General features: G+C 59.9%; 9 protein-coding genes. 2 read left to right on the top strand and 7 right to left on the bottom strand.

The genetic code is table 11. The annotated features are described in order from the left end of the window. Window positions 1–79: 79 nt before the first annotated feature. The 7 genes from EAH74_RS02795 to aspA form a co-directional block, all read right to left on the bottom strand. Complete coding sequence (locus tag EAH74_RS02795; protein WP_140675697.1) at window positions 80–4,702, bottom strand: dermonecrotic toxin domain-containing protein; 4,623 nt, start codon at window positions 4,700–4,702, stop codon at window positions 80–82. Window positions 4,703–4,863: 161 nt separating this feature from the next. Then, a complete protein-coding gene (locus EAH74_RS02790; RefSeq protein ID WP_140675693.1) occupies window positions 4,864–5,979 on the bottom strand; it encodes a polyamine ABC transporter substrate-binding protein in 1,116 nt (371 codons plus the stop codon). Window positions 5,980–5,991: 12 nt separating this feature from the next. Next, window positions 5,992–7,023, bottom strand: a complete 1,032-nt coding sequence (locus tag EAH74_RS02785) for a histone deacetylase family protein (protein ID WP_140675690.1) — start codon at window positions 7,021–7,023, stop codon at window positions 5,992–5,994. Window positions 7,024–7,319: 296 nt separating this feature from the next. Beyond that, window positions 7,320–8,315, bottom strand: coding sequence for an AraC family transcriptional regulator (locus EAH74_RS02780; protein WP_140675687.1), 996 nt, complete (start codon window positions 8,313–8,315; stop codon window positions 7,320–7,322). Between the two features lie 165 nt (window positions 8,316–8,480). Further along, entirely contained in the window at window positions 8,481–9,485 is a 1,005-nt protein-coding gene (locus EAH74_RS02775) for an asparaginase (RefSeq protein ID WP_140675684.1), read from the bottom strand. A gap of 79 nt (window positions 9,486–9,564) precedes the next feature. Further along, window positions 9,565–11,016 (bottom strand): alanine/glycine:cation symporter family protein, encoded by a 1,452-nt coding sequence (locus EAH74_RS02770; RefSeq protein WP_140675681.1) that lies wholly within the window; start codon window positions 11,014–11,016, stop codon window positions 9,565–9,567. A 508-nt stretch (window positions 11,017–11,524) separates the two neighbouring features. After that, on the bottom strand, window positions 11,525–12,949 hold the full coding sequence (gene aspA, locus EAH74_RS02765) for an aspartate ammonia-lyase (protein ID WP_111448231.1): 1,425 nt from the start codon (window positions 12,947–12,949) through the stop codon (window positions 11,525–11,527). Between the two features lie 180 nt (window positions 12,950–13,129). Between aspA and EAH74_RS02760 the strand changes: the two genes are divergently transcribed. Continuing rightward, complete coding sequence (locus tag EAH74_RS02760) at window positions 13,130–14,047, top strand: LysR substrate-binding domain-containing protein (protein WP_046053897.1); 918 nt, start codon at window positions 13,130–13,132, stop codon at window positions 14,045–14,047. Window positions 14,048–14,378: 331 nt separating this feature from the next. Beyond that, on the top strand, window positions 14,379–14,870 hold the full coding sequence (gene purE, locus EAH74_RS02755) for a 5-(carboxyamino)imidazole ribonucleotide mutase (RefSeq protein WP_140675678.1): 492 nt from the start codon (window positions 14,379–14,381) through the stop codon (window positions 14,868–14,870). Window positions 14,871–14,879 lie beyond the last annotated feature (9 nt).

Below are 14,879 nucleotides of genomic sequence, written 5' to 3'. Positions count from 1 at the left end.
ATGGGCGAAACAGCCGGTGAGGTGGCAGTCGATGGCCGCGGTTAAAAAGACCCATCGGCAGATGGGTCTGTGGTAACGGTCAGGTAGACGCGGGTGCCTGAGAGAAGAACAGCGATCGGGCCAGCAGAGGGCTGATCTCGCTGCGATAGATCTCGATCGCTTCCTGGTTGCTGGTGCTTGCCCCTATATCGACACGGCCAAGCAATCGTTGCTCGCGGGTTTTCAGGTGCGCGGCGGTAAAGGACTGGACGCCATCCTTGAGCTGGGCGTAGTGGAAGTGGGCATACCACAGCACGCGGGCGGTGGTGGCCTCACGCACTTCGTATTCCTGCAGATAATCGCGGCGCGGCCCTTTGAGCCGACGTCGCTCTCCCACACGCACAATGTCGACTTCACCTTTACTGCGTAACCACTCGACGCGTGCGGCGGTAGGCGGTTGTCGTTTGGTCATCTCAAGCCGCAGGCGATGGCCTTCGGCATAGAGCCGGGTGGTTTGTGTGGCCAGTTGTGCCAATACCGGTCGTGCGTCGTTCGTATGGTCCTGCGTGGCATTGCTTTGGATGAGCGCTGCGTTGATCGCCTTGGTGGCGTCTTCAAGGCGGGAGGCCTGCTGGTGGAACGCTTCTTCTATTTCCACCGGGATCTGCCTGGGCTGTTTTGAGTCAGCTTCGGTACGTTGGGTAAAGGACGGTAGAGTATCCAGCAGTGCTTTTCCTGCCGTTATACGTGTCCCCGGGTCAGGCAGGCGTTCTCTGGTGGGCGGTTTCTTCGTCACCCGCTCGATCCAGACCCCTGGTGTTTTTTCGTGGAAGGTGGCGATCACCTTGCCGGTCACCGGCGCGGTGACATCCACGAGGACCGGGTGGCCGGGCGTGGTTTTGCGGGTTTTGCCGATCACGGTGCCTTTGAAGCGCGTCTTGATGACTCTCTTGTTTGACGCCGATGAGGGGCGTGACGGGCCGGGTGCAGGCTCCAGGAGTCGCTGCTTGCGCAACAAGTCCGCCAGATGCCCGACGGTCTGCTGATTGAACTCGCCAACGCGGACCTGCAGCCGCTCAAATTGCTCTTTGACAATCTGCTCCGGGTACGTTCCGGCGAAGCTCTGCAGGCGCTGTTCGATAGCGGCGAACTGGTCGACCAGGTTGTTCAAGGCCTCGATCCGGTCACCCGAGCTCAGCAGCTCATCACGCATCAACTCCATCGCACTATTCACCGTCAGATCGGCATCTTCGACAATCTGCACGATGGAAGCTTTGGCTGCGGACAGTTCGGGCGTTTCGCCAGGTTTGAGGCACAGCTCGCGGGCGAGGGTGACCTGAAGGGACCGGAGGTCCTGGAGGTCGAAATTGGGTAGTTTTTTTTGATACTCCAGGGACAACTGCTCGGCATTTTTGCCCAGACGCGTCAATTCCTGGAAGCGGGACTGAGCGAACTCAACCTTCTGAATAATGCCCTGGGTCAGGTCTGACATGGTTTCAAACGTGCCGGCGGGGGGAGGAGGGCCGCTGTTTTCTTTGGCATCGAGATGTTCCATGGTCAGACGCAGGGCCTCGACGAATGCCGGGTATTTCTGGTCGATCCAGGTTTGGTTGAAAAACAGTTGAGTTCCCAGCATTTCGATCATCGCGTCACGATAGTTAGGCACTTCCTCCACCAGATTGAGCGATTTGACTTTCTCGATCGTGGTTTCATATTCGTCGGTGCGTGCCTCCAGTTTTTCTAGAAATGTTTGTCGAGTGGCGTCGATTGCATCGGCGGGGGCATTTTTCATGGCGTTGTAGGCGTCGGCAATACCTTTTCTTTTGGATGCTATCTGCGCATCGAAGACGGCCAGATGAGTCTTGATGCTGGCGATTCTGGTTGCGTTCGCTTGTTGTAATGCCTTGAGCTTGCTTTTTTTGCCGCCGCCACGCAGTCGTAGCCTGATATCAATGAACCATTTACCTGTGGAGTTGTTGATCAACAACGGTCCGTTGATGGACGGTTCCTGGCGGGTATCAATGATCTGAACGATTCCATCGTCGTTCAGGAAGACCTCGAACCATCGTTCGCCAACCGGGGCATAGCATTTGGACTGATGTTCATAGAGGTGCTTGTGCAAGCCTTCGGTACTGGCCGCCCCGAGTCCTTGCGGTTTGGGGATTTTGTACTGGTCCAGGGTTGGCCCCAGCCCTTGGCTGCTGCTATTGAGTGCGGTTGTGGGATGAAGTGAGGTCTGGTGTTCGGCTGGCAGATAATCAGCAGCAATATCAGGCAGCTGTATGCTGGCCGGGGTCTGGGCCGGAGGGCTTTTCTCCGCGCCGACAATGATGGGTGTTTCGGTCTGCGATACGCGGTCTCGCGCGGGTTGGCGTCGGGCGGTCGCGTGGTGAGCCAGCACCATGCCCAGGGTCAGGAACAAGTCGGTCAGGGCCGACCATTGTGCCGTCGTATCCTGGTTTTCCCGGGCGTCGATGCCTTCTTGCAGGTCGTCCAGAATCTGCCAGATCCACGCAGCTGTTCCGGCAGTGCGACCGAGAAACGGCAACACGGCGCTGAATATCATCCAGGCGTGTTGTTTGAAGCTGGCCCAACGGCTTTCGGCATTGGACACCGAGTCTCGCTCACCCTTCATGACCATCGCGTTGGCGTTGGCCTTGAACAGAGTCGCCAGGCGGTCGTGTTCTATCACTCTCTGCCCGAACAACACGGGTCCGCTCATCTGCAAGGAAATGGCTGGATCGACCAGCAGTTGGGACAACGTCCAGACCGAAGGCAATTCCCCCGGGAAGACATACTGCGAATAGTTGAACCGAACGTTGTCCGGCAGCCACGCCAGGGTTGATGCCCGTAGCTCTTTGGAGTGGTTGATCGCATATAGCAGGTTGGCGGCCGCGGGATACTGCGCCAACGGTTGCTCAAGCAGTGGGCGATAGAGGATGCAAGGCCCCTTGTCCATGTCCCGCGGCCCGATCACATACATGTTGGTGACTTCGTCAGGGGTTTTGCTGTCCCGCTGGCTGGGGATGAACGCCAGCGGGCGAATGACGATCTCTTGTCCCTCCACCCACCGATCGGCATTCAGCACATTCATCACCGCCACAACGTAGCGATAGCCCCGCTCGTCGATGCCGTGTTCGCCAAGGATCTTGCTTTGCAATGCTTGCAGCGGCAGCTGGATGCGCAGGTTACTGGCGTAGAGGCGTTGACGCCGCAGCGATTCCAGCGGGTCATCCAGCAGCTTGCCCTTGACCCACGCCGGGTAAGCCGTGCCAATGTCGACGGTGCTGATTGCGGTCTTCAGGTAGTCGGGTGTCATCCAGGCCGGCACCGCTGTGCCGTCTTTGTACTGAACCGACTGGTTGCCCAGCGGGAGGGCGATGAGGTTTTCGAGTGCCAGTTCGGCGAGGTCCAGGCGAGTGGTCTCGCTCATGCCGGGGGCCGTGAATGCTCCCCACACCACTTGACTGACAATAACGATCTCGACGTTCTCAAGCTTCATTTGGGCAACGTCACTGTGGCTTTTGAGCATGTGGGCTCGAAGCGCATCCAGCGCGAACGTCTTGATCGGAGCAATATCGTCGTCGAAGGATTTGCCGCTGTTTCGCAGTTGTAGCAGCGCCAGATCCAACAGGTGTCGGCTGTAGCAACCCAGATCGAATGGCGAAGCGTTGTTCAGCCATTCGGGGATCAGACGCTGCACCTTTTCGAAGTGCGAATCCTGCTCGGCCTGAGTCGTACCGGTCACCTCTGCTGCGGGACGGGAGGGGGTGGTGATCGCCGGCCTGCTGGCCCGTTTTGCATACGCCATGCTGGCAATGACATCAACCTGGAGAGCAATCAGTGCGGTGGCCTGATGATTAAAAAAATTCCCGGAGGGTTCGAACAGGCGCCATTGAAGCGTGGCCTCTGGGGGCAGTTTTTCAACGTAACCGGGCAGGATCTCGCCCAGTTTTTCCAGCGATTCATAGGCCAGGAAGCCCGTCGCGATGGAGTGGGTCAGAATGATCGTGCGTGTCCCGACGGTGCCGATCACGACCGTCAAATCCGTACGATTGAGGTGGCTGGATACGGTGCCATCGAGCCGGTCGAAGTCGATCAGACAGACCCGGGTCTTGTAGGTGTCGTGGGGGCCTCGCAACGTCGCATCGGGATAATTGAAGACACTGCGCGCAATGGCCAGCTGGTGCACATCCCAGCCCTCAACCTTTTCTACATTCCAGACCTGGCGCAATGACTGCGACAACGCCTGCCAACGCAGGGTCGTGCCGTGGGTGGGTTGGTCCCAGTATTCAAGTTGTTGTTCCTGGTAAGCCACCAACAGGAGGGGGGACAGCTTATTGATCAGGCGCCCGATCGCATCGATCTTGACCGGAAGGTGGATGGGTGTGATCGCCTTGGGATTAAGGCTCAGGAAGTGTTCACCGTCGAGGTAGGTCACTGACTCGCCTGAGCCGAAGTGTCGCAATAGCGCGTCCGTCAATGACTCGAATCTCAATGACCCGGGCTGGACCGCCCCGGCGATGATTTTCCAGCGCGGTGTGACGACCATCGCCATCCTGGGATCGATTTCCAATTGTGGATAAAGCTTTTTCAGGTCCTGTTGAAGAATACGGGTGGCGACTTCCCTGATCGAGGGGCCGGTGACCAGTTGGGTGAGCAGATCACTGGGGTTGCTGGATGCCGGATCGGCTTCGACAGCATTCGTTTCGGTAGAGGACATGTGCATTCCTTTCTGAGGGACTGGGACGTGCGCGCAAACGCGCCGGTCAGGTTCGGAAAGTAGCGGGGTGTTGGATCGGTCGGGTGGTACTTAAATATCGTCAGGTAAAAAAAAAGACCCGCACGGGGCGGGTCTTCAATGGCGCGTAAACGATGGGTTGTTCAGGTCCCGGACTTGATCTTGGTCCAGGCCCGGGTCCGCGCCCGTTCGGCATCACGGGGCAGCGGTTGCAGGGTGTACAGCGTGCTCATCGCCGTTTCGGTCGGGTACAGATTCGGGTTGTTGCGGATCGCTGGGTCGACCATTTCTGTGGCGTCTTTGTTCGGGTTCGGGTAGCCGACGAAATCGCTGACCGGTGCAATCACCTGCGGCTGCAACAAGTAGTTGATGAAGGTGTAGGCGTCTTCCGGGTTCTTCGCGCCTTTCGGGATGGAGAGCATGTCGAACCAGATCGGCGCGCCTTCTTTCGGCAGACGCATGTCGACGATTACGCCGTTCTTGGCTTCCTTGGCGCGGTTCGCTGCCTGGGAGAAGCTGCCGGAATAACCGACCGCGACGCAGATGTCACCGTTGGCGATGTCGGCCATGTACTTCGAGGAATGGAAGTAGGTGACGTACGGACGAATCTTCATCAACAGCGCTTCAGCCTTTTCGTAATCCGCCGGTTTCTTGCTGTTGGGGTCCAGGCCGAGGTGTTGCAGGGCCAGTGGCAGGATCTCCGACGGCGAGTCGAGCAGGGCCACGCCGCACTGCTTGAGCTTGCTGATGTTCTCTTCCTTGAAGATCAGATCCCAGCTGTCCACCGGTGCGTTGTCACCCAGTGCAGCCTTGATCTTGTCCGGGTTGAAGCCGATCAGGATGGTCCCGTACATGTACGGCACGGCAAATTTGTTGCCCGGATCGTTGGCTTCGATCAGCTTCATCAGCTTGGGATCGAGGTGGTTCCAGTTCGGCAGTTTGCTGCGATCCAGTGGCTGGAAAACGCCGGCCTCGATTTGCTTGGCAAGGAATACGTTGGACGGCACGACCACGTCATAACCGGAGTTGCCGGTCAGCAGCTTGGCCTCCAGCGCTTCGTTGGTGTCGAAGATGTCGTAGACCAGTTTGGTCTGGGTGTTCTGGGCCTTGAAGTCTTCCAGCGCTTTGGGGGTGATGTAGTCGAACCAGTTGTAGACGCGCAACGTTCGCTCTTCAGCGTGAACGGCACCACTGAGCACTGTGGCGCACAGCACTGTGGGGAAGAGTGCTGGCGCGATAAAACGCTTGAGACTGATCATTGTTCTAATTCCTCATTGGGCGCTTTCAAAACCTTCGAGAACGTTCACGGCATTGATACCGATTTCTTCTACCGCGTAGCCGCCTTCCATTACGAACAGCGTCGGCTTGCCGAGGCCGGCGATGCATGCACCCATGGCCAGGTAATCCGGGCTGTCGAGCTTGAATTGGGAGATCGGATCGTCCTTGAACGTATCGACGCCCAGGGAAACGACGACGATATCGGCGCCGTACTTTTCGATCTCTTTGCAGGCTTGTTCCAGCGCGGCACTCCAACTGTCCCAACCGCTCCCGGCCGGCAAAGGGTAGTTGAAGTTGAAGCCTTCGCCGGCCCCTTCACCCCGCTCATCTTCATAGCCGAGGAAGAATGGGAACTCGGCTTCCGGATGACCGTGGATCGAGGTGAACAGCACGTCGCTGCGCTCGTAAAAAATCGATTGAGTGCCGTTGCCGTGGTGGTAGTCGACGTCGAGGATCGCGACCTTTTTATGGCCCTGATCGAGGAACGCCTGCGCAGCGATGGCGGCGTTGTTGAGGTAGCAATAACCGCCCATCAAATCGCTGGCGGCGTGGTGTCCCGGAGGACGGCACAAGGCGAAGGCACTGCGGGCGCCGCGTTGAATGACGGCTTGAGCGGTCAGCGCTACTTGCGCCGCGCTGTATGCCGCTTGCCAGGTGCCGGCGGTAATCGGTGCGCCGCCGTCGAAGCTGTAATAGCCGAGTTGGCCGTGCAGGCTGGTGGGGATGATCCGGCGCAAAGTGCGGGCCGGCCAGGTGTAGGGCAGCAAGTCGCCGTCGGTACCGAATTCGGTCCAGCGCGCCCAGGCACCTTTGAAGAAGTCGAGGTAGGCGCGGCTGTGGACGCGCGCGATCGGGTCGAGGCCGAAATCCTGCGGCGCTTCGACCGGGCCGAGGTCGCGGTATTGCACGCGTTGCAGCACGTGGTCGGCGCGTGACGGCATCTCAAAGCAGGGCATCAGTTGCCCGTCCATCAATTCACAGCGACCGTGGTGCAGGTGGTGATCGTCCGAGTAGATCGTCAGCATTTTCTTGTTCTCCGCAGGCTGATTCGGTTGAACACAGTCTTGCGGCGCACGGTGTTTGAGAGAACGGCAGGAAAGGCCAAAAGGGGATCAATATGGCCAAAAGAATTGACCGTAATTCGCCCCTTATTGGCGCGGGAGTGCTCCAGGGTTGGGCGTGGGATGTTCAACCTGTGGGAGCGAGCCGGCTCCGGGCGGCGTTCCGACGAAAGCGGAGTGTCAGACAACATCAGTGTTGGCTGTGCAGCCGTCTTCGTCGGAACGCCGCCCGGAGCCGGCTCACTCTCACATTGGGTTAATCAGTGGGGCCTGAATTGGCTGGGCGCCACGCCACTCCAGCGCACAAACGCATGGCGGAAACTCGCGGTCTCGCTGAACCCCAGTGCTTCGGCAATCCGGTAAATCGGCAGATGATCCTCGCAGAGCATTTGTTTGGCCTGCTCGAACCGCAGTTCGTCGAGCAATTCCTGATAGCTGCTACCCAAATCCTTGAGGTGCCGGCGCAACGTCCGCGCCGAGCAATTCATCTGCTCGGCCAACCCCTCAAGCCCCGGCGCCGCATTCAACTGCGCGCTGAGTAGCTGGCGGATTCGCCCCAGCCACACCTGGCGACCCGTGAATTCGGTGTTCTGTTTGCGGCAGCGATCGGCCATGGCCTGATGGGTGATGACGTCCGCCAGTGGCAAGGGTTGATCGAGCCAGCGTTTATCAAAGGCGAAGGCGTTGTCCCGCGCCTCGAAGTGCAGCGGGCAGTCGAAGTGCTCGGTGTAGGTCGCTTGATAGTCTGGCGCGCTATGTTCAAAGCGAGCAGCGAGCACGGGAAGTGGATGGCTGAGCAGGTCGTCGCAGATGACTTTCAACGACACCAGACAGAACTCGGCATTGAATACCGCCAGTGCCGGGCTTTCCCGGTAATCGGCGGCGACGAACCAGACGCGCTCGCCGTCGTCTTCCAGGCTCAGCTCGAAAAGTGTTCCCAACAGCGCCGGATAACGCATCGCCAACCGCAAAGCGTCACCGAAGGTGGCACTGGTTAGCAGCGCATAACCGAGCATGCCGTAGGACGAAACGTGCATCCGGCGGCCCAGTTCCAGGCCGATGTCACGCTTGAGCGCGACGGCGTTGGCGCAGACCTGCATCTCCTGGTTGGTGGTAATGCGCGTGTCGGCCCGGCTCAGATCCGCCGCGCTGATGCCGCTTCCCGCCAGCAGCGCTTCGCTGGACAAGCCTTCGGCCTTGAAGGTGTTGAGCACAAGGGAGACGGCGTTGAGGGTGGTGAGGTGGGAGTGGAGCATGGGCGGCTTCCAGCCTTGGGATGGCTGAAACGCAGCAAGTTATATGCCTGATGGAGATCCTGTGGGAGCGAGCCTGTTCGCGATGGCGGTGTGTCAGTCAGCATCAATGTTGGATGGACGACCGCTATCGCGAGCAGGCTCGCTCCCACAGGGGTTTGCAGGGTGTCAGCTCAGTTCGCCGCAGAGGTCTAGTTCTGCAAGACGACGCACTTCAGCGTTATCCAGCCCTGCGCCCAGCAAAGCATGTAACTTGCCGAACGCAGCCTCGCGAGTCATGCCGCCACCGGACAACACGCCGACACCGCGCAAGCGACTGCCGGCCTCGTAAATATCCAGTTCGACACCACCTTCATGGCACTGCGTCACCGCGACGACAACAACACCTTTGTCCCGCGCCCGTTCCAGGCTGGTGAGAAACTCAGGGCTATCGCTCGGCCCGGTGCCGCTGCCGTAGCACTCCAGCACCAGGCCTTGAATGCCACTGTCGAGCAGGCCGTCCAGTATCTCGGCGCCGATGCCGGGGAACAGCGGCAGCACAGCGACTTTCGCCAGTTGCTTGGGTTGGTTATAGGTCAGCGGCGCGGGCAAGGAAGTAGCCTTCACGCCGCCACCCTGACGCTCAAGTCGCTTGAACGGATGACGACCGAAACTGCGTACTTTTGCGCAACGGGTCGGGTCCAGCAGTTCGCCGTGGAAGTACAGATGAACGCCCGGCGCAAGCCCGAGACCCAAAGCAACCAGCGCGCCACTGAGGTTTTCCCAGGCATCGCTGTCGGTTACGCCGGCCGGCAGCATGGAACCGGTGAACACCACGCGGGCATGCAGGCCGAGCAATTGAAAACTCATCGCGGCGGCGCTGTAGGCGAGGGTGTCGGTGCCGTGCAGGATCAGCACGCTGTCGCAGCCCTGGACATCGACGGCGTCGACCACCGCTTCACGCAGTTGCTGCCAGTAATCAGGGCTCATGTTGGCGCTATCGATCAGCGGCGACATCTCGCGAAAGCGCCACTGCGGCACGACAAGGTCGGGCTGGCTGTGCAGATACTCGCGCATCCGGGCTTCGAAACCGGACGCTGGGGCCAGGCCATTGGCGCTGGATTGCATACCGATGGTGCCGCCGGTGTAGAGCACCATGACGTGCTGGGCGGCAGGGTAGGTCGAGGAATTCATGGAGGTACTCCGAGAATAATGACTTCCCCTGTGGGAGCGAGCCTGCTCGCTCCCACAGGGGTTTTCGCACTTTAACCGATCAGCGTTGCGCTGCGGGTACGCCTTGCGGCTCAGCTTCAGCCTTGGTGTCGGCCGCTGGCGGATTGGCTGGCCAGGCTTTCAGGTCCAGGTCCAGATCCGGGAACTTGCTCGAATCGAACACCGGCGTCTTGATCCCGGCAGCGCGCTGGTCATCGTAGTCACGCAGGATGCGCATGCCGACTTTGAACAGCAGGAACAGCGCGATCAGGTTCACGAACGCCAGCAGGGTCATGGTGATGTCGGCGAAGGCGAACACCGTGCCGAGGTTCTCGATCGCACCCCAGAAGATCAACACCAAAACCAGTGCGCGGTAGCCGATCAGCGCCTTGCGGTTTTCACCGATCAGGAAGCGCAGGTTGCTCTCGCCCAGGTAGTAGTTGTAGAGGATCGAGGTGAACACAAACAACGACAGGGCTACGGAGATGAAGCTCCGGCCCCAGTCACCGACCACGGCAGCCAGCGAGTTTTGGGTCAGGGCAATGCCGTCGCCTTCGAAGCCCGGGGTGTAGAAACCCGACAGCAGGATCAGCAACGCGGTGCAGGTGCAGATCACGAAGGTGTCGAGGAACACGCTGAACGCCTGAACCACACCCTGTGCCACCGGGTGCTCGACCGAAGCCACTGCGGCCACGTTCGGCGCACTGCCCAGGCCCGCTTCGTTGGCGAACACGCCACGCTTCACGCCCATGACGATCGCGCTGCCGATCAGGCCGCCGAAGGCTTGATCCAGACCGAAAGCGCTTTTGACGATGGTCATCAACATGCCCGGAACGTGGTCGAATTGCAGCACGATCACGTAGAGGGTCACGCCGATGTACACCAGGGTTTTCACCGGCACCAGCAGGTCAGCGACCTTGGCGATGCGCTTGATACCACCGATGAACACCAGACCCAACAACACCGCCAGGGCCAAGCCTGTGTAGGTGGTATCGAGGCCGAACGCGTTGTTCAGCGAGTGGGTCACGGCGTGGGATTGCAGGCCGTTGAAGGCGAAGCCGAAGGTGATCAGCAGCAGGAACGCCATGATCATGCCCAGCCAGCGTTTTTGCAGGCCGTGCTGGATGTAATAGGACGGGCCGCCACGGTACGTGCCGTCGGAGTCGCAGCGCTTGTAGAGCTGGCCGAGAGAGCATTCGAAGAAGCTGCTGGACATGCCGACCAGCGCGGTCACCCACATCCAGAACACCGCACCCGGGCCACCCAGGGTCACGGCGATACCGACACCGGCGATGTTACCCGCACCGACGCGGCCGGCGAGGCTGAGCATCAGGGCCTGGAACGAACTGAGTTGACCGGCGCTGCTTTTGAGGCTGTCGCGGAACACCGCGAACATGTGGAAGAAGTGACGCAGTTGTACGAAACGCGAGCGGATCGTGAAGTAGCTACCGAGCCCGACAATGAGCACGATCAGTACTTTCCCTGAGAGGAAGTCGTTGATGACTTCGAGCATGGATTTTTCCTCGCTGTTTTTTGTGTAGGCAAATGCTGGAGGGTCAGAAACATCGCGTTACACCGGCTTGCGCGTGGCACAACAGGTGAGGCGAAGATTCGTCCCGGTTCCATATCGCGGGTTGTTATTAGTTCGGGTTTCGCATGGGTTTGGGCCTCGTTACCGACGACCGCTCACGCGAAGAGGGGCGGCACTATACCTATGAGCGCGCCGTCCGTCTGCACGGTTGTGGTGCAAGCATCGAAACGAAGCCTTTGAAACACCTGACTTTTTTGAGCCAGGCCCTTGTAGGAGTGAGCCTGCTCGCGATGCAGACACCGCGGCATTTCAGTTACACCGCTTTATCGTTCATCGCGAGCAGGCTCACTCCCACAGAAGACAGAAGTCCTTCAAAAGTTAAAAAAAAGGGCTTGGGGATAAATCCCCAAGCCCTCAAAAGGTGAGAGGTGTCTAGTCCCTCGACCTGGTGAGCGTGGCTCTTGGTTCAAAGAGCCGGTGTTGCGTTCGGTTAAGCCTTCAGAGGCACCAGACGCGGAGCAATCATGTTTTCCGGACGCAGGATGTCGGCGAGCATTTCGTCGTCGAGCAAGCCTTCTTCGCGCACCAGTTCCAGCACACCGCGGCCGCTTTCCAGCGCGATACGGGCGATGCGGGTGGCGTTTTCATAGCCGATGTACGGGTTCAGCGCGGTGACCAGACCGATCGAGTGCTCGACCAGTTCGCGGCAGCGCTCTTCGTTGGCGGTGATGCCGACGATGCAGTGCTCGCGCAGCATGTCCATGGCGCGTTGCAGCAGGCGGATCGAGTCGAAGATCTTGAACGCGATCAGCGGCTCCATCACGTTCAGTTGCAACTGGCCGCCTTCGGCCGCGATGGTCAGGGCCAGGTCGTTGCCGATGATCTGGAACGCCACCTGGTTAACCGCTTCCGGAATAACCGGGTTGACCTTGCCTGGCATGATCGAGCTGCCTGGCTGACGTGCCGGCAGGTTGATTTCGTTGATGCCGGTGCGTGGGCCGCTGGACAGCAGGCGCAGGTCGTTGCAGATCTTCGACAGCTTGACCGCGGTGCGCTTGAGCATGCCGGAGAACAGCACGAAGGCGCCCATGTCGGAGGTGGCTTCGATCAGGTCGGCGGCTGGAACCAGCGGTTGACCGCTGATCAGGGCCAGACGCTGCACGGCCAGGTGCTGGTAGCGCGGGTCGGCGTTGATGCCGGTACCGATCGCGGTGCCGCCCAGGTTCACTTCGGTCAGCAGTTCAGGTGCCAGTGTTTTCAGGCGTGCCAGGTCTTCGCCCAGTGTCGTGGCGAAGGCGCGGAATTCCTGGCCGAGGGTCATCGGCACGGCGTCTTGCAGCTGGGTGCGGCCCATTTTCAGGACGTGTGCGAATTCCTGACCTTTGGCGGCGAACGCCTGGATCAGGCTGTCGAGGCTGGCCAGCAGCGCGTCGTGACCCAGCAGCAGACCCAGACGGATCGCGGTCGGGTAGGCGTCGTTGGTCGACTGCGCCATGTTCACGTCGTTGTTCGGGTGCAGGTATTGGTATTCGCCCTTCTGGTGACCCATGGCCTCCAGCGCGATGTTGGCGATGACTTCGTTGGCATTCATGTTGGTTGAAGTGCCAGCGCCGCCTTGAATCATGTCCACTACGAACTCTTCGTGGAAATCGCCGCGGATCAAACGTGCACAGGCTTCGCTGATGGCAGCGTGCTTGGCTTCGCTCAGGTGACCCAGTTCGCGGTTGGCGTCAGCGGCGGCCTGTTTGACCATGGCCAGCCCGACAACCAGCTTTGGGTAATGCGAAATCGGAACGCCGGAGAGACGGAAGTTGTTCACCGCTCGCAGGGTCTGGATGCCGTAATACGCTTGAGCAGGTACTTCGAGTACGCCAAGCAGGTCTTTTTCTGTGCGGAAAGATGCAGCGGAGGACATGATAGAAATCATCTCGATATGGACCCGGTCTGTGCCGGAACACTGCAAATGCTAGGCTTGTGGAGAATTTTGGGCCAATGCTGTTAAACACTAGCCTATGCACATTCGGCATAATGCCCGTGTGACGCCGTGTCGGCGGCGAGCGTGTGACCTAAATTGGTGCGTGTCCGGGAGGCCGTGATGAACCTTGAAAGTAAATGGCTTGAGGACTTTAGTGCTCTGGCCGCCACCCGCAGCTTCTCCCAGGCTGCCGAACGGCGCTTCGTGACTCAGCCGGCATTCAGTCGACGGATCCGCAGCCTTGAAGCCGCGCTGGGGCTGACCCTGGTCAATCGCTCGCGCACGCCGATCGAACTGACGGCGGCGGGGCAGCTGTTTCTGGTCACCGCGCGAACGGTGGTCGAGCAGCTCGGTGAAGTGTTGCGTCACCTTCATCACCTGGAAGGCGGGCAGGGCGAGGTGATGCAGGTCGCCGCCGCTCACTCCCTGGCGCTGGGTTTCTTCCCGCGCTGGATCGCGCAGTTGCGTAATGAAGGCCTGAACATCGCGACGCGCCTGGTGGCGACCAACGTCGGTGATGCCGTGCATGCCCTGCGTGAAGGCGGTTGCGATCTGATGCTGGCGTTCTACGACCCGGACGCGGCGATGCAGATGGACCCGGAAATCTTCCCGTCGCTGCACCTTGGCGACACCGAAATGCTCCCGGTCTGCGCGGCGGACGCCGAGGGCAAGCCGCTGTTCGATCTGGAAGGCGAAGGCAGTGTGCCGCTGCTCGCCTACAGCGCCGGTGCATTTCTCGGGCGTTCGGTGAACATGCTGCTGCGTCAGCGCGCGCTGCGCTTCACCACCATCTATGAGACGGCTATGGCCGACAGCCTGAAAAGCATGGCGCTGGAAGGATTGGGCATTGCCTGGGTGCCCCGGCTCAGCGTGCGCGCCGAACTGGCTCGGGGTGAACTGGTGGTTTGCGGCGGCCCGCAATGGCATGTGCCGCTGGAGATTCGCCTGTACCGTTGCGCGCTGGTGCGCAAGGCGAACGTGCGGTTGCTGTGGCGCAAGCTGGAAGGCGGTGCCGCCCAAGGAACAACCGGTTCCTGAGACCGCTGAAAATCAAATGTGGGAGCGAGCCTGTTCGCGATGGCGGTGTGTCAGTCAGCATCAATGTTGGATGGACGACCGCTATCGCGAGCAGGCTCGCTCCCACAAGGGATTTGTGGTGTATTTGGTTGACCTGCGAGTCAATAAAACCGGCGCTTTGCGCCGAATGACAGATGGTCGTATCGGGGGCTGTTTATCTGCCTCATTGAGGTATACTGCGCGGCCTTCGGCCGGTTCGTCCGGCCATAATTCGTACAATCAAGCCACGCATTTTGCGTGGCTTGTTGTTTTTTGACGCGCCTGCGGGCGCCCAGAGAGAAGAGGCACGACGATGAGTGCACTGGTTGGCGTGATCATGGGCTCCAAGTCCGATTGGTCCACCCTTAGCCACACCGCCGATATGCTGGAAAAGCTCGGCATCCCTTACGAGGTAAAAGTGGTCTCTGCCCACCGCACCCCGGACCTGCTGTTCCAGTACGCCGAAGAGGCTGAGGCGCGTGGCATCGAGGTGATCATCGCCGGTGCCGGCGGCGCGGCTCACTTGCCAGGCATGTGTGCGGCCAAGACCCACCTGCCGGTGCTGGGCGTGCCGGTGCAGTCGGCGATGCTGTCGGGCGTCGATTCGCTGCTGTCTATCGTGCAGATGCCCGCGGGCATTCCGGTCGCCACCCTGGCCATCGGCAAGGCCGGCGCGATCAACGCAGCGCTGCTCTCGGCGAGCATCCTCGGCGCCAAGCACCCGCAGTTCCACGCGGTGCTGAAAAAATTCCGCGCTGAGCAGACAGACAGCGTCCTGGAAAATCCAGACCCACGCATCGCCTGAGGTTGTTAA

The organism is Pseudomonas mandelii (assembly GCF_006438925.1).
In the GTDB taxonomy this organism is placed as follows: domain Bacteria; phylum Pseudomonadota; class Gammaproteobacteria; order Pseudomonadales; family Pseudomonadaceae; genus Aquipseudomonas; species Aquipseudomonas mandelii_C.
This window is presented reverse-complemented; position numbering and strand designations above follow the sequence as displayed.

What these genes read in the sequence shown, in the direction of transcription:
- EAH74_RS02795 (WP_140675697.1), bottom strand. Translation starts at nt 4,702, where the DNA reads ATGTCCTCTACCGAAACGAATGCTGTCGAAGCCGATCCGGCATCCAGC.
- EAH74_RS02790 (WP_140675693.1), bottom strand. Translation starts at nt 5,979, where the DNA reads ATGATCAGTCTCAAGCGTTTTATCGCGCCAGCACTCTTCCCCACAGTG.
- EAH74_RS02785 (WP_140675690.1), bottom strand. Translation starts at nt 7,023, where the DNA reads ATGCTGACGATCTACTCGGACGATCACCACCTGCACCACGGTCGCTGT.
- EAH74_RS02780 (WP_140675687.1), bottom strand. Translation starts at nt 8,315, where the DNA reads ATGCTCCACTCCCACCTCACCACCCTCAACGCCGTCTCCCTTGTGCTC.
- EAH74_RS02775 (WP_140675684.1), bottom strand. Translation starts at nt 9,485, where the DNA reads ATGAATTCCTCGACCTACCCTGCCGCCCAGCACGTCATGGTGCTCTAC.
- EAH74_RS02770 (WP_140675681.1), bottom strand. Translation starts at nt 11,016, where the DNA reads ATGCTCGAAGTCATCAACGACTTCCTCTCAGGGAAAGTACTGATCGTG.
- aspA (WP_111448231.1), bottom strand. Translation starts at nt 12,949, where the DNA reads ATGTCCTCCGCTGCATCTTTCCGCACAGAAAAAGACCTGCTTGGCGTA.
- EAH74_RS02760 (WP_046053897.1), top strand. Translation starts at nt 13,130, where the DNA reads ATGAACCTTGAAAGTAAATGGCTTGAGGACTTTAGTGCTCTGGCCGCC.
- purE (WP_140675678.1), top strand. Translation starts at nt 14,379, where the DNA reads ATGAGTGCACTGGTTGGCGTGATCATGGGCTCCAAGTCCGATTGGTCC.